This window comes from Flavobacterium collinsii, from assembly GCF_946903285.1.
In the GTDB taxonomy this organism is placed as follows: domain Bacteria; phylum Bacteroidota; class Bacteroidia; order Flavobacteriales; family Flavobacteriaceae; genus Flavobacterium; species Flavobacterium collinsii.
The window spans coordinates 2,777,395-2,797,194 of the sequence record NZ_OX336425.1 but is presented as its reverse complement, the minus strand read 5'-3'; the positions used below and the strand labels follow the sequence as shown (position 1 = coordinate 2,797,194).

Here is a 19,800-nt window from a genome sequence, read left to right as displayed (position 1 = left end):
TCAATTTAGTTATGACCAGGCCTGACAACTATACAAAGAGTTGTGGGCTTGGTTTTTATTATTTTATATCATGACCAAAAATCCAATTCGAACCAAAGAGAAGAAAATCAAACAAAAAAGTAAATGGAGTGTATTAAACCACTGGCTTCATTTATGGCTGGGGCTTGGTTCCGGTTTAATTGTTTTTATTGTTGCCCTGACAGGAGTGCTATTCATTTTTTGTGATGACATTATTGATGAACTGGCTTATAATTCACAGTATGTAAAAGAGGTTAAGGAAAAAAGACTCACTCCCGAAGAAGTTTTAGCTGCATTCAAAAAACAGCGTCCGGAGCGCAAAGCAACTTATTTTGTTACTTATCGCGATCCTAAGCGAACCATAAAAATCGCATCGGCAACCAAAAAAAGGGAGTTACAATTTTCATGGATTGATCCTTATACAGGAAAAATTCTGGATTCCGGAGGTGCCTATGATGTTTTTTATATCATCGCTCACATACACAGTGGCGAAATGCCTTTTGGCAAAGCAGGTCACCTTATTGTAGAAATTTCAGTCTGGATATTTCTTATCGAACTCATCACAGGACTTATTCTGTGGTGGCCTAAAAAATGGAACCGTACCACCAGACAGCAAAGTTTTACCATAAAAACGAACGCTAGTTTTAAAAGACTTAATTATGATTTGCATAACGTTCCCGGATTTTACAATTTACTTCCGGCTCTTATGATCACAATTACCGGATTGATTATAGTAAATACTCCTTTAAATAAAGCCACACATGCTATTTTTAATGGTACCCCACATGCTTTCCAAACGATGAGCAAAATAAAACCGGATTATGATTCCACCAAAACTGTAATGCCTTTGAATACTATTTTGAAGAATCTTTATGCCAAAGATAAAACGGTACAGGAAGTACGGTTGTCTGTGGCCGGAAAAGACAGTATTACCAGCTATTTTGCTGTTGCAGCTGAAAAGATAGGACTTAAAGGAATTGAAAACGGAAGAACTTTCTCTATCAACAAATACACCGGTAAAGAAATAGAAATTCCCGCAAAAGTAATCAAAGGTTTAGAAATTGACGGTATGACGATGAATCTTCACATTGGATTTTGGGCAGGCTGGATTGGAAAAGTTTTTACTCTAATCGTAGGCTTGATCTGTATGTTTTTGCCCGTCACCGGCTTTATAATCTGGTACGGACGCCAAAAGAAAAAAACAAAAAAAACTTAAATAAACCTTTCTGTATAATTGATTAAAGTTGTTTAAATTCAATGTAAAGCGAGAATAATTCATATCTCAGAAGTATCATTTTTAGCATTTTAAAGTTTTTTTTTTCAAAAATGACAAAACCAAAACCGACTAATAAATGCAATTATTCATAATTATTCTAAATAAATATTGTCAGACTAATATTAAACTTTACATTTGTGATACGAAATTATTAACTCATTAATTGCATATTATGAAATCTAAAACTTTACAATCAATAACATTTTTACTTTTAATGTTAATTGCCAGCCCTGCCCTATTTGCTCATGCCTTGTGGATCGAAACTAAAGCAGTGGGAGCTAAAGGAAAAGCTCAGGAAATATCTGTTTTCTTTGGAGAATTTTCAGATAATGATATTACAACTTCGGCAAAATGGTTTTCGGATTTAAAAGATTTTTCACTGGTTGTAATTAGCCCGTCAAAAAAAGAAACCAAACTTACCGCTACAGCCTTAGAAAATAAATATCAGGCCTTTTTTACACCAGATGAGGACGGCGTTTATACGGTAGTGATGCATCATACTGTAAAAGATGTATACGGTACCATGAAATTAGATTACAATTCAAGCGCAACGGTTACCGTTGGCAATGCCGCAAAAGGAAATGATGCTGCCGCAAATACAAACATCATTAGTGTCTTTGCTAAAGAAGTGACAGCTGCTAAACAAAAAGCAGTACTAAACATCAATGCTTTGTATGAAGGTGCAGCGGCTAAAAAACAAAAAATAAAAGTAATTGCTCCCAATGGCTGGGAAAAAGAATTATGGAGCAATGACAAAGGAGAAATCTCTTTTACTCCGCTTTGGTCAGGAAATTATATGGTAGAGTTTGCTTATACCGAAAAAGCTGCCGGAGAACATAATGGTAAAAATTACAACGAAATCTGGAAGATGGCAACTTATTTAATTGCCGTTAAATAATATAATCCTTTCATTATTTGATCATTTTATAGTTAGTTGGGCCTTGTTCGTAATGAGCAAGGCTTTTTTTAGCCTAAAATATCTTTTACACTCTTTCTTCCTTACTTAATAAAATTTATAAAAGCAAAATCTTAAGCTAATCTTAAGACTATTCTAATGAAATTTTAATCTAGAAAAACTCTGAAAATTTTGTTAAGACCGTATCTCGATATTACATTTGCAAAAATTTATTTTTATTAAATCTAAATAAGCAACATGAAATATAATTTACTACTTGCATTATCCTTTATAAGTTTTGCTTCTTACAGCCAAAACTATTCAAGCGACGAGGCAGCCTCAACTGCCAATGACACGGTAAAAAACAAAAAAGGAGAAATACTAAATGAAGTATTAATTAAAACCAATAGAGAGCCTAAACCGGTTACTGCAGTTCGTTCAGGATTAAAACCGATGGACAATCCACAAAGCATACAGGTTATTAGTTCTGATGTAATCGAACAACAACAAGCCATTCGTTTAAGTGAAGTTATTAAAAACGCTAATGGTGTTTATGTAGGTTCTGCCCGAGGTGGTGCAACGGAGTCTTTTTTCTCAAGAGGATACAACATGTCTGATAACAATATGTTTAAAAACGGATTTCGTTACAATTCAGGCTCCATTCCTGATGTTTCGGGTCTGGAGAAAGTTGAATTCTTAAAAGGAGGTTCGGCTTTATTGTTTGGAAACGTTGCACCGGGAGGTATCTTAAACCTGGTAACCAAAACACCTTCATTTAAATCAGGCGGTGAGGTATCGATGCAAATTGGAAGTTATGCGTTCTACAAACCTTCTTTCGATTTTTATGGTCCTCTTAGCAAGTCAATTGCTTTTAGAATAAACGGTTCTTACGAGAACTCTGAAAGCTTCAGAAATGTAGTAAAAAACGAACGTGTATACGTAAACCCGTCTTTACTTTTTATCATCAATCCAAAAACACAAATTACGGTACAAGGGGATTATTTAACAGCAGACTGGACTCCGGATTTTGGAACAGGACTTATCGGAAAACAAATTCTTGACTTACCTCGTAATGCATTCTACGGATCACTTTGGTCTAATGGTACTACAAAATCAGCAAGTGCTTCGGTTTTATTAAACCATGATTTCAATAAAAACTGGAAACTAAACTTTAATAGTTCTTTCCAAAGTTATGATAGAACTCAAAAATCTACAGCTCAGATGTCTAATATAACCAATAGTGGCGACTGGACCAGAGCATTAGTCCAAAATAAAAATTTAGAGCAGATATTGGGCGACCAATTAAGCTTACAAGGAAATTTCAATACCGGATCAGTAAAACATCAAGTATTCACAGGTGTTGATTGGGAAAACTCATTTGCTACCGGATACACTTATGCTTTTGATCCGGCAAATTATGACACTATCAATTTGTTTACTTTTGATCCTTCAAAACAAAAAAATGATATTCCAAACGCAAGAGCGACTCAAATTCTAAAAACAGAAACCAATCGTTTTGGGGCTTATTTTCAGGATCTGATTTCGATTACAGAAAAAGTCAAAGTATTAGCAGGTATTCGTTGGTCATGGCAAGAAGGCCAAGCTACCACTTACAAAGAAACTTATAACACCGGTACAAAAGTTCAAACGGTCGCTCCGGAAAATGCAATAGCAGAAGTTGGTGCTAAAAAACTGGACAATGCTTTCTCTCCAAAAGTGGGTATTATCTATCAACCAACAAAAAGCACTTCATTATTTGCCAGCTACTCGAACTCGTTTTCACCAAATATAGGATTCACGGTTGACAACAAAACAATTGAAGCATCGATCATTGATCAATACGAAGCAGGTATTAAAAAAGAATTCTTTGAGGGCTTGTTAAGCACAAACTTAACGGTTTACCAAATCTCAAACAGCAATTTGGCTCAAACCGCACCATTTCTAGCCGATGGTATTACTGAAAATGTGAATTCAAGCATAAAAGTATTGGGTGGAGCTACTAAAAGTAAAGGGGTTGAAATTGATGTTACTGCAACACCTATTGAAGGACTTAATATTATTGCCGGTTATAGCTATAATGATATGCGTTATACTAAAACTTCAGGAACAAGTGGAAGTTTTGTAGCGGGAGATCAGGTTGTAAGAACACCTAAAAATACAGCCAACCTAAGTTTCTTCTATAAAGTACCGGAAGGAATGTTTAAAGGAGTTTCATTTGGAGCAATCGCTAACTATATTGGTAACCGTTTAGGTGGATGGAATGATGATTATCTGTGGACAGCTGTTAAGCCTACACCTGCCAATCCAAAACCAAATCCTGCTTACATTGTTACCATTAGAGACAGAGATATTCCTATCGAAGGCTACACTACTATTGATGCCTCTGTAGGTTACGAGTGGAGAAAATTCTCTGTTTTATGTAAACTATCTAATATTACAAACGAATTGAATTATACCGTTCACGAAAATTACAGTATCAACCCAATTGCACCTCGTCAAATCTTGACAAGCTTAAAATATAAATTCTAAAATTTTGAATTAGATTTTGCCCTCCGGACTTTTGCCGTATTTCAATAACGAAAACAAAAAAGTTTGGTTTTAAACAGAAAACCTCATCTGACAATAGATGAGGTTTTTTGTTTTCACTAAAGAAAGTAATCCGATTGTATTACTTTTGTTCCATAAAAATTCTCACCAAAACAAAACTCCGATATATGTCAGATGCTAAAAAAAATCAATTGCAAAAAAGTCTTGGCTTAAGTTTTAATATTGCTGTATTAATTGGAGGAACGATTGGCGTTGGAATTCTTCGTACACCCGGCAGCATTGCTTCCCTACTCGACAATTATTGGTTCATTATTGCTTCATGGCTCTTTGGAGGTTTATATGTTTTGCTAGGAGCCAATTCTTATGCAGAACTTTCCACAATGTTACCCAAAGCAGGAGGTTCCTATAACTATATTAAAAGAGCTTTTGGTGAATATGCCGGCTTTCTTTCTGGCTGGTTTGATTTTATCGTCAATGTAACACCTCCCGCTTTTTATTGTATTGTAATTAGTGAGTACATTATTATTTTGTTTCCTGTACTCTCAAACTATTCTACCGTGATGGCAATTTCTTTATTACTTGCTTTTGTGCTCATTCACTTAAGTGGTGTAAAAAACGGCAGCGTCATTCAGCAAATTACCAGTTTCTTAAAAGTAATATGTTTTGTAGCCCTGGTCATAGCCTGTTTTATGTATACAGGCACTGAAGTTCCTAAAATCAAAACAGACAATTCTTTCTTTCAAATTGGACTAATCTTCGGATTTTTCAAATCGTTGCAGTTGATCATCGGGACTTACAACGGCTGGAACAGCGTTTGCTTTTTTGCCGAAGAAAATGATAACCCCAACAAAAATATTCCTAAATCATTGTACAGCGGTGTCTTTTTAGTGGTTGCCATCTATGTTTTAGTAAATGCTGCTTTCTTTCATGTTTTACCAATTGAAACCCTGGCAAAATCAAATTTAGCTGCTGCTGACGTTGCCAAGATCCTTTTTGGAGAAAACGGAGCTATTATTGTTACGGTAATTTCCATTTTTTCATTAATCAGTATACTAAATGCTTTTATGATGATTCCACCAAGAATCCTTTACGGATTAAGTCGTGACGGGTTCTTTTTCAAACAAGGAACAACAGTAAATAAAGGAGGAACACCAATCGTAGCGCTTTTAGTTTCATCGTTTTTCAGTTTATTTTTAATTTGTATTGGCTCTTTTGAAGTATTATTTTCTTTCGCAGCCTTTATCTCTATTATCGTTTGGGGACTGGCTTATCTTTCTCTCTTAAAACTAAGAACCACCGAGCCCAATTTACCGCGACCGTATCATTCTTTTTGGTATCCGTGGACGACAATATTTGCCTTTGTAGCCTCGATTGCTTTGTTAATAGGATTTATTTACAGCGATCCAAAAGGTTTTGTTATAATCGTTGTTCTCACTTTGATTTCTTATCCTGTATTTTTGGTTTTGAGGAAGAAAAAATAACGGCTTATTTTTAATCGCTACGATTTCTCGAATTTTATTTTTACCATCTATAAAAACAAACAATTCGTGAATTCGTGGCTATTTTTTTTAAGAAAAAAGATGTAGAATATTTCTGCTGACATACTGTTGTCACATTCTGTGATTTAATTTGCAATAAAACTTAAAAGATGAGCAAACTAGATTTAACAAAAACCGACAAAGTATACTACACTGCTAAAACTAATCCCGAGATAGTTTATATTGAAAAAACAAATTACCTATCGATTACAGGAAAAGGTGATCCTTCGGGACAAGAATTCTTAGAGAACATTCAGGCCTTGTATGCCACTGCTTATGCCATTAAATTTATACAGAAAGCCGTAAATAATGATTTTGTTGTTCCAAAACTGGAAGCCTTGTGGAGTTTTGATACTGAAAAATACAAAGGCATTTCTATGGATGAAGCTCCGCTAAAAATACCCCGAAGTGAGTGGGATTACAGAGTTATGATCAGGATGCCGAATTTTGTAACTAAAGAACAAACAGAAGAAGCTATTCAAAGTACCGCAAATAAAAAACAAATAGAACGGGCGAAATCAATTGAATTTTATGAGATGACTGAAGGCAAAGTAATACAAGTTCTTCATATCGGACCTTTTGAAAATGAGCCCCAGACGCTGAAAAAAATACAGGAGTTTTCTACAGCACAACAACTGGAACAAAATGGCTTACACCATGAAATTTATTTATCTGACTTTAGAAAAACAGCTTCTGAAAAATTAAGAACCATACTTAGAGAACCTGTAAAATAACTTATTTTTAAAAACCACAAATTCACAAATTTTATTTTTTACTATCTGTGAGTAAATGAGTAACTCGAGAATTCGTAGCAAAAAACTTAAACACAAAAAACCCGACAGATTTTCAAAAATCTGTCGGGTTTAAATATATAGTCGTAAAGCTAACTATTTCAATCCGGCAATACTTTGCTCGATTGTAGCAATTTTTGCCAAAGCATCAGCTTCTTTTTGTTTTTCATTAGCCAAAACTTTCTCAGGTGCTCCGGCAACAAATTTCTCGTTCGATAATTTCGCCTGAACAGATTTTAAGAAACCTTGGGTATATACCAACTCTGCAGTCAGTTTAGCAATTTCAGCTTCAACATCAATACTTCCGGTAATCGGAATAAAATATTCATTTGATTTTACACGGAAAGACAATGCTCCGTCTACTTTAGCTGTAACATATTCGAAAGCTGAAATGTTCCCTAACTTCGTAACGATAGAGTCAAAATACGTTGTGATATTCTCACTGTTGATTGCTTTCAATTCGATCGCATCTTTAAACGGAATATTTTTATCTTTTCTGATCGTTCTGATTCCTGAAATCACTTCGATAGTACTATCAAAATCAGAGATTAAACTCCCGTTGAAAGGTTTCAATTCTGGCCAGGTAGAAACAATTAAAGCTTCTTCCGGGGTTCTGTCTGCAATTAAGTGCCAAATTTCTTCTGTTAAGAATGGCATAAACGGATGAAGTAACTTCAAATTGCTTTCTAACATTTCGATCGCTTTATCCAACGTTGCTTTATCAATTGGCTGTTGATAGGCCGGTTTAATCATTTCTAGGAACCACGAACAGAAATCATCCCAAACCAATTTGTAAATAGCCATCAATGAATCTGAAATTCTGTATTTCTCAAAATTATCTTCAATATCAACTAAGGTCTGCTGCAATTTTGCTTCGTACCACTCGATGGCTACTTTTGAAGATTCAGGTTGTGGAATCGTTTCAGAAACTTCCCATCCTTTGATTAATTTAAAAGCGTTCCAGATTTTGTTTGAAAATGCTTTCCCCTGATTGCATAATTCTTCATCAAACATAATATCGTTTCCGGCAGAAGCACTTAAAAGCAATCCTACACGAACTCCATCTGCACTAAATTTATCGATCAAATCTAAAGGATCAGGTGAATTCCCTAATGATTTAGACATTTTACGACGTTGTTTATCACGAACCAAACCGGTTAAATACACATTTGTAAATGGTTTTTCACCTGCGTACTCGTAACCTGCAATGATCATTCTGGCAACCCAGAAAAATAAAATATCCGGACCTGTAACCAAGTCATTTGTTGGATAGTAATATTTATAATCTGCACTTTCCGGGTCCATAATTCCACCAAAAACGGACATCGGCCAAAGCCATGATGAAAACCAAGTATCTAACGCATCAACATCTTGTCTTAAGTCAGATGTTGTCAGTGAGTTGTTGGATGTTCTTTCTTGAGCCAATTTTAAAGCATCTTCGATATTCTCAGCCACTACGAAATCTTCTTTTCCGTCTCCATAATAATAAGCCGGAATTTGTTGTCCCCACCATAGTTGACGAGAAATATTCCAATCACGAATATTGTTTAGCCAGTGTGCATAAGTATTTTCAAAACGTTTTGGATGTAATTTAATATCTCCGGTTTCTAAAACTGATTTAATTGCCGGTTTTACCAAATCTTCCATTTTCAAAAACCATTGGTCAGATAATCTTGGTTCGATTACCGCTTTGGTTCTTTCGGAAGTTCCAACTTTATTCAAATGGATTTCAGTCTTTGCCAAAGCTCCAGTCTCTTCTAATTCTTTTGCAATTTCACTACGAACCACAAAACGATCTTTCCCCTGATAATGCAAACCGAAACTATTTAATGTAGCGTCTTCGTTAAAAATATCAACAATTTCAAGATTGTGCTTCTCTCCTAACGTTTTGTCATTCATATCGTGTGCCGGAGTTACTTTCAAACATCCGGTTCCGAATTCAACATCAACATACTCATCTTCGATAATCGGAATAACTCTTCCGCAAATTGGAACAATGGCCCTTTTACCTTTTAAATGTGTAAAACGCTCATCGTTTGGATTAATACAGATTGCAGTATCTCCAAAAATAGTTTCCGGACGCGTTGTTGCAATCGTCAGAAAATCTTCTGAACCTTCAATTTTATACTTTAAGAAAAATAATTTTCCTTGTTGTTCTTCGTAAATAACCTCTTCGTCAGATAAAGTTGTTTTAGCTTCCGGATCCCAGTTTACCATTCGGTATCCTCTGTAAATTAATCCTTTATTGTATAAATCGACAAACGATTTAATTACAGAAGCTGACATATCAGGATCCATTGTAAATTTAGTACGTTCCCAATCGCATGAAGCTCCTAATTTTTTAAGCTGCTCTAAGATTACACCACCGTATTTATCTGTCCATTCCCAGGCGTGTGCCAAAAACTCTTCACGGGTTAAATCATTTTTATTGATTCCTTCTGCTTTTAGTTTCTGTACTACTTTTGCTTCTGTTGCAATCGAAGCATGATCCGTTCCCGGAACCCAGCAGGCATTAAAACCTTTAAGACGTGCTCTACGAATTAAAACATCCTGAATAGTATTGTTCAGCATATGCCCCATGTGAAGGACTCCTGTGACGTTTGGTGGCGGAATTACAATTGTATATGGTGTTCTGTGATCAGGTTCTGAATGAAAATAGTTGTTCTTCATCCAGTAATCATACCATTTGTTCTCGATCGTCTTAGCGTCAAATTGTGCTGGAATTGTCATTTACTAGGGTTGTTTAATCGTTAATTTGCTTATTTGTTTAATCGTTATTCGTGTATTTGTTTAATCGTTTTTTACTACAATCACAGCTTTCGCTAATCCTCAATCGATTAAACTGTTAGAACGATTAAACAATTAAACAGAAAAACTGGTTCAATTTTTGTAATCATTACTGACAGCAAAAGTAAATAATTAAGTACACTATAAAAAGCGAATTAATAATTTGTGTGTTAATTAAAAGAATGTATATTTACTTACAACTTAAAAAAATTTCAAATGAAAAATGTAGCCTCTTTTATTGCAGTCGTATTGTTTAGCACAATAAGTTATGCACAAAACGGCCCAAAAATTGAATTTGCAGCCCAAGACAATACAATTGATTATGGAAAAATTTCAAAAAGTGACAACGGAGTTAGATCTTTTGAATTTACCAACACAGGTGACGCACCACTTTTAATTACCGGAGCAGAATCTACCGTAAGTTCGATAGTTGTTACTAAACCCGCAGCAGCAATTATGCCTGGTAAAACCGGTAAAATTGATGTAAAATACAACATGGTTTCCGGTCCGATCCGTAAAACAATTACTGTTGAAACCAATGCCGTAAACTATCCTGACGGTAGAGTAGCCTTAAAAATTAAAGGTGAAGTTTTATAAAAAAATAAGATCTAAAAAATAGCAAAGCCGTTTCTAATTAAAGAAACGGCTTTTTTTATCTGCTTTAGCCTAAATCCGACAAGTTCTTAAAACTGTCGGATTTGTTTTGAGTGGCTATTATTTTTTTTCAGCACATTCTGCAGCATCAAATTTATATTTCACACGGTCAAAATCGATAGGTTTGTCTTTTACCAGATAAGTCACTCCCATACTAATCTGCATGGTTCCGTTACCCAAAATAAGTTTTTTGTCTTTCTTTAAAAATGCCATTGGATTTTTAAAAGTTTTACTATTGTTTGTAACTTCTTTAAAAGTATAGTCTGCAAATAAAGTATCTCCATGAAACTCTCCCGCAAGTTCACCAACTCTTTCAGCTGCTCCGTAAACTTTCATAGACATAGTACCATTTAATTTTCCGTTTTTTAATGTGTTTAATTTTAAATCGATTGTATCTTTTTCATAGATAGCTTTATAACATTCTGTACTTACGATGGTTTCAGCAGCCACTTTAGCTGCTTCGGCCGCTTTCTGATTTTCATTGTCTTTACAGCTTTGAAGTCCGATACAAGTCACAAGCAAGCAGGATACCACTAGGTTTTTCATAATTATTTTTTTAGTCATTGTTATTCTATAAAATTAAATAAAAAAGAAGCCAAAAAAAAGGCTTCTAAATTAAAATTTCAACCATAATAGCAAAATCGAAAGGTTTAAGAACCTACGGGTCTGGCAAAACTACTCCATTTATAAATTCTTAATTACAAATTCACTTCTTCTGTTCAATTCGTGTTCTTCTTCCGAACAGGCTTCATCAGGCTGGCATTTTATTATAGGTATAGATTCGCCGTATCCTTTAGCCACTATCCTTTTAGCATTAATACCCGAATCTATTATAAAATCTCTGGTCGAACTGGCTCTTTTTTGAGACAAATTTGCATTAAACTTTTCATTACCTCTTGAATCAGTATGCGATCCTATTTCGATTTCCATGTCGGGATATTTCATCATTAATTCTACCACACGACCCAATACTACTTTAGATTCTTTTCGGATGTACCATAAATTATAATCAAAGTAAATCGGATCTGTTTTAATAATTAATCTTCCTTTATTGTCTTTTACTACATCTTTTTCCTGCGCAATAATTTGAGCTGTTTTTTCTTTCTTTCTGATTTCTCCTGCTACAATTTCTTCGGCTTTTGCTTTTTTATCTGCTTCTTTTAAAGCAATAACAGCCAAAGCTTCTTTTTCTTTTCTTCGTTTCGTTTCAATTTCCTCCTCCTTCTTTTTACTTTCTGCAATTTGCAACTCTTCTTTCTTTTTTGTTTCCGCAATTATAATTTCTTCTTGTTTTAGTACTTCCAAAGATTTTAATGCCATCGACGCATCATGACTTGCATCTCTGGTTACTCCCGAAGACACTGTTCTCGATTCGCTTGTATACCCATCCTTAGTGCCCAAAACTGTAAATGCACTTTCACAAACAACTGTAAAACTAAATTTTCCATCTGCGCCAGTTGTCGTTGTACTCAGAATCTTTAGATCTGAATCCTTCAAACGTACAACTGCATTTTCTAAAGGCAATTTTGTATCAATATCCGTAATGATTCCCGCAATAAATTGTTTACAATCTTCTACTATTAAATCTTTGATTTCTTTAATTTGATAAATATCATCACTCCCTTTTCCTCCTTCTCTGTTGGATGCAAAATAACCTTCTTTAGTATTGGAATCAATATTAAATGAAAAGTCATCCCCGTTTGAATTCAAAGGCAAACCAACATTTACAGGCTTACTGTACTCATATCCCTTAATTTCTGAAACAAAAACATCCAATGACCCATAACCTAAATGTCCATCAGACGAGAAATAGAGCTTTTGATCGTTTGAAACAAAAGGAAACTGCTCTCTTTTATCTGTATTAATTGTAGAACCTAAATTTCGGGGGGTATCAAATGCTCCCTTATTAATATTGACTGAATAGATATCAAACGAACCTAAAGTTCCTGGCATATCTGATGCAAAATACAATACTTTTTCATCAGCACTTAAGGCCGGATGCTCTGTGGAATATTCAGAGCTATTGAATGGAAGCGATTCTATATTGATCCATTTTCCTTCAACCAGTTCGGCTTTAAAGATTTGAAGATTCGAAATTTTCTGATCGTTTGTTTTTTTGCTTTTGTTCTTCGAATTGTTTCGTGTAAAGTAGATCGTTTTACCGTCTTTTGTAAAAACTGCGTTGGCCTCGTGCATACCGGTTTTTAGTTCTTTAGCAAAATAATGTACAATAGAATCAACCGAATTGCTATTTTTTAAAGGAATCGTAACCAGATTCAAATACGTTTTATTGTCCCATTTAAACTTCTTATCAAGCAATCCCGGTTTTAACTTTACTCCCGCAAAAACCAGATTATCATTATATTTCACGGCTCCAAACTCTGAATTAGGCGTATTGACCGCCAGATTTTTAAGATCATAGCGTTTCCCTATTGCAGAAACATTTTCTAAAATTTTAAGCTCTTTTTCAAAATTAGAAACAGCATCACTAACACCTGATTTTGCATAATATTCCTTTAAAGCTAAATTCGCATCCTCATAACTATTGCTTGCTTTTAAAGTCTGTGCGTATCTAAAATAATAATTCCGATCTAAATCATTATTGTAATTTTGAATCAAAAGCCTGTAGTAACGCTGTGCTTTTATCAAATCGTTGGTATAAAAATAAGAGTCCGCCAAGTTTTTTATCACTTCCTGGGAAGGTTTGTTTTCTGCTAACTTCTCATATAGCGTAATGGCTTCACTGTAATAAGTTTTATCAAAAAAACGTTTGGCTCTTACCAATTCAAAATCCTGAGCATTTATAAACTGTATTGAAAATACGAATACAATAACAAGTAGTTTTTTCATATTTTTCATTTTAAAAGAATCTTGGAGATTTATCATATCCTTTTCCTAATAGATCTAAATCAAAAAGCAGCATAATTTCGTGTGTGCCAGAATTAAACCGTCCCAGATTCGACAAAGTATGATCATAAGCATAGCCCACTCTTAAAGTTGGTGTAACATTTACATTCATTAAAGCACTCACCGCATCGTTTATTCGATAGGCTGCTCCCAATTCAAATTTATTATTGTATAAAACATTCGCTGTCAAATCTACAGAAACAGGTGCTCCCGGGACAAATCGTGACATAAAAGCGGGTTTCAGTTTTACCTTATCATTGATTTGAAAAACATATCCGGCAGTTAAAAATGTATGAATTACCTCTGATCCGTAAGCATTGATTCCTGATTTCTCTTCGATATGTTTGTTGCTCAATAAATTTGGCGCGGATAATCCAACATAAAAATTATCTCTGAAATAATAAGCTCCTATTCCAATATTAGGCTTGGTCACATTTACATTTTCAGCAAAAGCCAAATCTGTAGCAGCATCTCCGCTTTCTAAAACAAAACCGTTAAAATTAGTCTGGAGAGAGGTAAAACCTGCTTTTAGTCCAAGCGAAAGCTTATTTTTCCCACCCAAATTTAAGACATAAGCAAAATCCGCGTAAAAATTATTTTCTTTTTTAGCGCCATCACCAATGTCATCTGAAACCAATGACAAGCCTACTTCAATTTTATCGCTTAACGCCGTATGTCCAAAAAAAGTAAAAGTCTTGGGTGCTCCAACGGCTCCAACCCATTGCGTTCTGTACAATCCTCCAAAATTCATCATTGCAGGAACTCCTGTTGCATAGGCAGGATTTACCACACTCATATTATACATGTAATGAGTATACTCCGGATCCTGCTGTGCTGAAGCTGATGTGATATAAAAGAGGAAACTTATAAAAAGTAGTACTTTCTTCATTTGAAACTTATATTAAATACTATAAAAAAGGAAATTATCTGTTCAGGTAAAGTCGGCCTTGTTGCGGGCGTCTGTTGTCTTTATTAAAATTAATAACATAAAAATAGACTCCGTTTGGTACGATTCCATCACCAAAACCTGCTGCTTCAGAATTTCTTCCATCCCAATTGGGTTTATTTTTATTTCCTTTAAACATAATATTTCCATATCTATTAAAAATTTCAAGAGTATAGTCAGGATATAAAAAATCTATATCCGGAATCCTGAAAGTATCATTTACATTATCTCCATTTGGCGAAAATCCGTCCGGAATAAAAAAGGCAAATTCTTCCGGATTACAATCAAATAAAGAAACGGTAACTCCTAAATAATTATCCGAAATACAATTTGTTACGCTCGAAAGATCAAAACCATAATACGTTACTTTGTCTCTAAGTAATGTTGTCGACGCTAATAAATTTCCATTATTTTCTGCATCATACCAAGCAACAGTAGAAGACACATTGGTTACTTTTGACAAGTCTGCAATAGTAGGATTTTTTAAACCGCAAAAATTTTCTCCTCCCGGATTTAAAGTTGGAGCTGGTGTATCATTTACCACAATCGAGACTAAAGTCGGCGCAGATATACAATTTGTAACAGAAGTCTCTCTCACATACAATTGTTCTGATTTTAAAACATAAGTACTGGCCAAGGGCGTCGTTGACGTTGTAGAACTATACCATTTGTACCGAACACCTTGCGGAGTTAAATTGGCAACTGTCGCTCCTTCCACTTCACAAAATTCCTGTGGACTTATTACCAAAGGAGCATCTGGAATTGTATTTATTATAAAGTCGTCTGACACATTGATTAAATCAACATCACAAGACGTAACATTGTTTTTCAAATTACGGGCTATAATTGTTGTAGATCCAGTATTTAAAATCAATTCTGCAGGGATAATAAAAGATGCTTTTCCATTTGCAACTGCTAAAACAACAGTTTGCAGTGTCGAAGAGTTGCTACCGGAAAGCGTATACAAAAGTGTAGCGTCTGTTAAATTTCCTAATCCGGAAACAGCAACAGGAACAGCGGCCCCAAAACAAAGATTCTCGACCTGCAAAACAAGAGTTGTTGCGTTGGGTAAAGGATTAATAATTAAATTCCCCTGAGCATTAGCTACATTAGTACAACCCGTAAAAGTATTCGTTATTTTGATAATGGTTATTGTCGAAACACCACTTTTTATATTGAAGTTTGCCGGAATTTCAAAACTTGCATTACCTCCCACAGCTGTGATATTTGCAGTTAAGCCCGTTGCAAAATTATCTCCGGTTATGTTGTAAACAATATCATAATTACCATCTGTTAATTGAATTGCATTTGAAATCTGAACTACCGTTTTTTTATTTTGACAAACAGTATCCGGAATCAACAAAGCTCCTTCTAAATGAGGCAATGGGTTAATTCTCAAATTATAGGATAAATTATTAACAATATTAGCACAAGATTCTTTACTGGCAGTGGCAACAATATTAGTTACATTAATATTAAATACTCCAACTTGCTTAAAATAAGATGATTTTACAGGAAAAATTAATTCACCATTTACAAAATTCGCTGTCACTGTTTCACCGCCCGCATTTGGACCGGAAACATTGAAAGTGACCTTATACTCCCCATTGGGAATAGCTTGTGGTCCTTGTGTAATTTTTGCTAAATAAGTAGCCCTGGAAATCGCATCTTCACAAATATCCGATTCAACAACAATTTTTGCACCAGTAAAATCAAGCCTTTTTTCCAAAGTAATGCTTATGACCGAAGTTCGATCAGGGCAAATCCGATTATCAGGATATGAAAAAGCAGTATAAGTATAATTTAAAATTCCCGGACCATGAGTATTGTATAATTGTTTAAGGTTAACATTATGATCACGTACAGAAGTTAAACCCAAACCTCTCCATTCCCCTCCAAACTCTTCCCCGGAAAGTAAAGTATGCAAATCTAAGTTGGTATAAGAGTCTAAATCAGTTTCTCCACATAGCAACAAATCCTTAGGTTTTCCAGGTTCAGGTGCTTTAAAAAAGGTTACCGTGACCTTTACAGACGGTGATATTGGTGAACACGCAGTAACCGCCGGAACTGTATAAGTAAAGTCAAACGATCCCTCCAAACCCGCAGTTAATATTGATGAATCTACAATCCGACCTGCAGCATTGGTCCAGGTGCCGTTTGAATGTGGCCGCATTACGGTACTATTAAACGCACTAAACAAACTAAAAACTTCATCTAAAGTACATACTGTAGCATAAGGAGCAGGAACTCCTGCATATGCGCCAATTGTAAGAGTTACAACAGCTTTATTATCAACACATCCTGCAACACCCGGAACAGTATACGTATAATGATAAACACCGCCACTACGTATCATTTGTCCATTTAAAATTCCAGTAACAGGATCCAAACCTCTTAAATTATTATCATCTGTCCAAGTCCCTCCGGGAGTTGGAGTGCCTCCTAACAAGGCAAACAAAGAGATCGACTGATTGATTGGATTCTCAATGTTACAAATTACTTTTTGCGCATCGGTACCTGCACACTGGGCCTCAGCTTTTGAAGACCAAACCAATAAGGCAATAAAAAACAATAAAAATTGTAAGAAATTAGCGTATTTTTTAACCATAAACTCCCAATTATTTTTATACAAACATAACAAAATAATAATGTTTATTAAACACCAAGAGCTTGTTTTAATAATTAAATATTTACAAAACACACCTAAGATCAAAATAACAATCCTTAATTGTCTTAAAAAATAGAATTTAACTCCTTTTACAATTCATCCTCCAGTTTAAATCTGAATTTTAAAACCAAGCTGTTTCTTTCTACCTCTAATTCAATCCACACATCTTCTTCAGACTTTAGGAGTAAATTTATCTGCTGTAAGTTATACTTATAAGGAAGCGTGTGATTAATACGAACAATAATATCTCCTATCTTCAATCCACAACGTTCTGCGGCTGAGTTCTTGCGAATGTTTACAATTTCATAAACAGGTTTTAGTGAAAATTTATATCTAAAATCATCATTTTTTTTATTTGTGTAGCCTGTTTCTTCTATCGAATTGACAACCTTTACTGTTTCCAGATGAACCGTTTCCTGAACCCATTGAAGTCCATTGTGCTGCACTGTAATTCCGCTCTTATTGTAAGTAAAGGGGTCCGAAAATTTACTATTTTTTTTAAGATATAACGTTTTACCTGCATAATCCATCACCAACGTAAATCGTTTTAAGACTTCCCCACCAACAGAACCTATACGATCGGGTACCATTTTTACATTTCGAACCGAGCTTGAATCGGGAAAAGCCACTATCGGATTTTTAAAATTAAACTCATCAATAGAAAATTTCTCAATTTTAGCACGATGCCCCTCTATATCACCACTAAAACCTTTTCCTAAAAAATCAGGAAAGTTCTTTTTAGGGAGCTTAATTTTTTTATTCTCAAAAATCCAAAAAGCATCACTGTTACCAATATCAATTAACATTTTTGCAGGCACAACAACACTGTCTACAAGAGCGGTAGTATAAAGATACGGCTTAGCTCTTTCAACAGTAATAGGAACGGCTTTAAATTTTTTATTAAGCCTCTTATGGATTTCTTCATTGTTTTGATGAACGATAATCTTCTTTTTTTGATAATTCATCTCAACCAGATTATTCCTAAAGAATTTATACCCAATAATACCATTCACCGGAATTCCAATATGCGATGACAAATTAAAACTTTGATCTAAAATCACGTACAGCAAATGATTATTTGATTTCAAACCATGGCTTTCCAATATATTATTGGTCGATTTTAAACCTTCTATCTCTTCTTCACTTCCCAAGCCTCTCAATTTAATCTTCTGAACATTTTTAAAACTAACTTCCTGTTTTTCATCCATGCTAAATAAAATGGTTTCTTCAACACCGGAATCCAACAAGAAATTTAATTCTACTCCGTTGACTTTTATAGGAATAAAAACCAGATTATTAATTAATTTAAAAGGTATGGTAACCTTTGACGCGTGGTTTTCAATTAGGAAATCCTCTTGTGCCTGAAGTGCAAAAGCTGTCAAAAGCCCAAAAAACAACATGAAATGTTTTTTCATTGATAAAATTTTAAGATAAAATTACTAAAAATATCGATAATTACTACAAATTAATAAGTACCCGTAATGTTTACGTTAAATTCGAAAAAAAAATGCAAATTTGCACTTCAATAAGAAAACTCATGCCAACAATTTCACACAAAGGCAGAAACATGCCCGAATCACCGATACGTAAACTCGCTCCTTATGCAGATCTTGCAAAACAAAAAGGAAAGAAAGTGTATCATTTAAACATTGGTCAACCGGATATCAAGACACCTGAGGTGGCCATCGAGGCGGTAAAAAATATTGATTTAACTCTTATAGAATACAGTCCGTCTGCCGGATATGAAAGTTATAGAAAAAAATTAGCACAATTTTACCAGCGCCAAAACGTAAATGTAAACTCAGAAGACATCATTGTAACAACTGGTGGATCAGAAGCCTTACTGTTTGCATTGGCCACAATTACAGATCCGGGAGATGAAATCATCATTCCTGAGCCTTTTTATGCTAATTACCATGCTTTTGCATCGTCAACAAGTGCAACAGTAATTCCCGTAATTTCAACTATCGAAAGTGCCTTTGCTTTACCAAGCATTGATACGGTCGAGCAATTAATTACTCCAAAAACAAAGGCCATATTAATTTGCAACCCGGGAAATCCAACGGGATATTTATACTCCGAAGAAGAAATCAGACAGCTGGCAGGCTTAATCAAAAAACATGATTTATACCTGATTGCTGACGAAGTGTATCGCGAATTTTTGTACGATGGAGACGATAAACATTTTTCGGTAATGAATCTCGAAGAGGTTCAGCAAAATGTAATTATGGTCGATTCGGTTTCTAAACGTTACAGTATGTGTGGTGCCCGAATTGGATGTCTGGTAACCAAAAACAAAGAGGTACTGGCAACCGTAATGAAGTTTGCTCAGGCACGTTTGAGTCCGCCAACAATTGAACAAATTGCATGCGAAGCCGCAATAGATACTCCGCAAAGTTATTTTGACGAGGTAATTACCGAATACAAAGAACGTCGTGATACTTTGATCACAGAATTAAACAAAATTGAAGGCGTCATTGTGACGAAACCTAAGGGAGCATTTTATTGTATCGTACAATTACCTATAGACAACTCTGAAGATTTTGCACAATGGCTTTTAGAAAGTTACGATCTTAACGGAGAAACGGTTATGGTTGCTCCTGCAGCTGGATTTTATTCCACTCCGGGAATGGGATTAAATCAGGTAAGAATTGCTTATGTTTTAAATAAAAAAGATTTAATTACTGCTGTAAACATTTTAAAAGAAGCTCTTTTAGTTTACAACAAGAAATAACCATAAGAAACAAAAACTTTCAAAAGACAATAACAAACT

Annotated in this window: 13 protein-coding genes; 7 read left to right on the top strand and 6 right to left on the bottom strand. The window is 34.8% G+C overall.

The window, feature by feature from the left end; translation table 11 throughout:
- Positions 1-70 precede the first annotated feature (70 nt).
- From OGZ34_RS11540 to OGZ34_RS11520, 5 genes are all read left to right on the top strand, one after another.
- Positions 71-1,234, top strand: a complete 1,164-nt coding sequence (locus OGZ34_RS11540) for a PepSY-associated TM helix domain-containing protein (protein WP_263360262.1) — start codon at positions 71-73, stop codon at positions 1,232-1,234.
- Between the two features lie 232 nt (positions 1,235-1,466).
- Complete coding sequence (locus tag OGZ34_RS11535) at positions 1,467-2,192, top strand: hypothetical protein (RefSeq protein ID WP_263360261.1); 726 nt, start codon at positions 1,467-1,469, stop codon at positions 2,190-2,192.
- 255 nt (positions 2,193-2,447) lie between these two features.
- On the top strand, positions 2,448-4,718 hold the full coding sequence (locus tag OGZ34_RS11530) for a TonB-dependent siderophore receptor (RefSeq protein WP_263360260.1): 2,271 nt from the start codon (positions 2,448-2,450) through the stop codon (positions 4,716-4,718).
- A gap of 185 nt (positions 4,719-4,903) precedes the next feature.
- On the top strand, positions 4,904-6,217 hold the full coding sequence (locus OGZ34_RS11525) for an APC family permease (protein ID WP_263360259.1): 1,314 nt from the start codon (positions 4,904-4,906) through the stop codon (positions 6,215-6,217).
- A gap of 167 nt (positions 6,218-6,384) precedes the next feature.
- The gene (locus tag OGZ34_RS11520) at positions 6,385-7,008 is read left to right on the top strand and encodes a GyrI-like domain-containing protein (RefSeq protein ID WP_263360258.1); all 624 of its coding nucleotides are present in this window, start codon (positions 6,385-6,387) and stop codon (positions 7,006-7,008) included.
- A 153-nt stretch (positions 7,009-7,161) separates the two neighbouring features.
- Here the strand turns inward: OGZ34_RS11520 and OGZ34_RS11515 are convergent, their stop codons facing one another.
- Positions 7,162-9,795, bottom strand: a complete 2,634-nt coding sequence (locus tag OGZ34_RS11515; protein ID WP_263360257.1) for a valine--tRNA ligase — start codon at positions 9,793-9,795, stop codon at positions 7,162-7,164.
- A gap of 273 nt (positions 9,796-10,068) precedes the next feature.
- On the opposite strand from OGZ34_RS11515, the gene OGZ34_RS11510 reads away from it, so the two are divergent.
- Positions 10,069-10,449, top strand: coding sequence for a DUF1573 domain-containing protein (locus OGZ34_RS11510; RefSeq protein ID WP_173966953.1), 381 nt, complete (start codon positions 10,069-10,071; stop codon positions 10,447-10,449).
- A 117-nt stretch (positions 10,450-10,566) separates the two neighbouring features.
- Here OGZ34_RS11510 and OGZ34_RS11505 read toward each other — a convergent pair whose 3' ends face one another.
- From OGZ34_RS11505 to OGZ34_RS11485, 5 genes are all read right to left on the bottom strand, one after another.
- Positions 10,567-11,052, bottom strand: coding sequence for a hypothetical protein (locus OGZ34_RS11505; RefSeq protein ID WP_173966954.1), 486 nt, complete (start codon positions 11,050-11,052; stop codon positions 10,567-10,569).
- 138 nt (positions 11,053-11,190) lie between these two features.
- A complete protein-coding gene (locus tag OGZ34_RS11500; protein WP_263360256.1) occupies positions 11,191-13,356 on the bottom strand; it encodes an OmpA family protein in 2,166 nt (721 codons plus the stop codon).
- A gap of 10 nt (positions 13,357-13,366) precedes the next feature.
- Entirely contained in the window at positions 13,367-14,302 is a 936-nt protein-coding gene (locus OGZ34_RS11495) for a PorP/SprF family type IX secretion system membrane protein (RefSeq protein ID WP_173966956.1), read from the bottom strand.
- Positions 14,303-14,336: 34 nt separating this feature from the next.
- Positions 14,337-16,967, bottom strand: a complete 2,631-nt coding sequence (locus OGZ34_RS11490) for a gliding motility-associated C-terminal domain-containing protein (RefSeq protein WP_263360255.1) — start codon at positions 16,965-16,967, stop codon at positions 14,337-14,339.
- A gap of 149 nt (positions 16,968-17,116) precedes the next feature.
- Positions 17,117-18,442: a PDZ domain-containing protein gene (locus tag OGZ34_RS11485; RefSeq protein WP_173966958.1), complete on the bottom strand. Its 1,326-nt coding sequence runs from the start codon at positions 18,440-18,442 to the stop codon at positions 17,117-17,119.
- A gap of 122 nt (positions 18,443-18,564) precedes the next feature.
- Between OGZ34_RS11485 and OGZ34_RS11480 the strand changes: the two genes are divergently transcribed.
- Positions 18,565-19,761: a pyridoxal phosphate-dependent aminotransferase gene (locus OGZ34_RS11480; protein WP_263360254.1), complete on the top strand. Its 1,197-nt coding sequence runs from the start codon at positions 18,565-18,567 to the stop codon at positions 19,759-19,761.
- Positions 19,762-19,800: the final 39 nt, after the last annotated feature.

What these genes read in the sequence shown, in the direction of transcription:
- OGZ34_RS11520 (WP_263360258.1), top strand. Translation starts at nt 6,385, where the DNA reads ATGAGCAAACTAGATTTAACAAAAACCGACAAAGTATACTACACTGCT.
- OGZ34_RS11500 (WP_263360256.1), bottom strand. Translation starts at nt 13,356, where the DNA reads ATGAAAAAACTACTTGTTATTGTATTCGTATTTTCAATACAGTTTATA.
- OGZ34_RS11505 (WP_173966954.1), bottom strand. Translation starts at nt 11,052, where the DNA reads ATGAAAAACCTAGTGGTATCCTGCTTGCTTGTGACTTGTATCGGACTT.
- OGZ34_RS11510 (WP_173966953.1), top strand. Translation starts at nt 10,069, where the DNA reads ATGAAAAATGTAGCCTCTTTTATTGCAGTCGTATTGTTTAGCACAATA.
- OGZ34_RS11515 (WP_263360257.1), bottom strand. Translation starts at nt 9,795, where the DNA reads ATGACAATTCCAGCACAATTTGACGCTAAGACGATCGAGAACAAATGG.
- OGZ34_RS11525 (WP_263360259.1), top strand. Translation starts at nt 4,904, where the DNA reads ATGTCAGATGCTAAAAAAAATCAATTGCAAAAAAGTCTTGGCTTAAGT.
- OGZ34_RS11535 (WP_263360261.1), top strand. Translation starts at nt 1,467, where the DNA reads ATGAAATCTAAAACTTTACAATCAATAACATTTTTACTTTTAATGTTA.
- OGZ34_RS11490 (WP_263360255.1), bottom strand. Translation starts at nt 16,967, where the DNA reads ATGGTTAAAAAATACGCTAATTTCTTACAATTTTTATTGTTTTTTATT.
- OGZ34_RS11495 (WP_173966956.1), bottom strand. Translation starts at nt 14,302, where the DNA reads ATGAAGAAAGTACTACTTTTTATAAGTTTCCTCTTTTATATCACATCA.
- OGZ34_RS11480 (WP_263360254.1), top strand. Translation starts at nt 18,565, where the DNA reads ATGCCAACAATTTCACACAAAGGCAGAAACATGCCCGAATCACCGATA.
- OGZ34_RS11485 (WP_173966958.1), bottom strand. Translation starts at nt 18,442, where the DNA reads ATGAAAAAACATTTCATGTTGTTTTTTGGGCTTTTGACAGCTTTTGCA.
- OGZ34_RS11540 (WP_263360262.1), top strand. Translation starts at nt 71, where the DNA reads ATGACCAAAAATCCAATTCGAACCAAAGAGAAGAAAATCAAACAAAAA.
- OGZ34_RS11530 (WP_263360260.1), top strand. Translation starts at nt 2,448, where the DNA reads ATGAAATATAATTTACTACTTGCATTATCCTTTATAAGTTTTGCTTCT.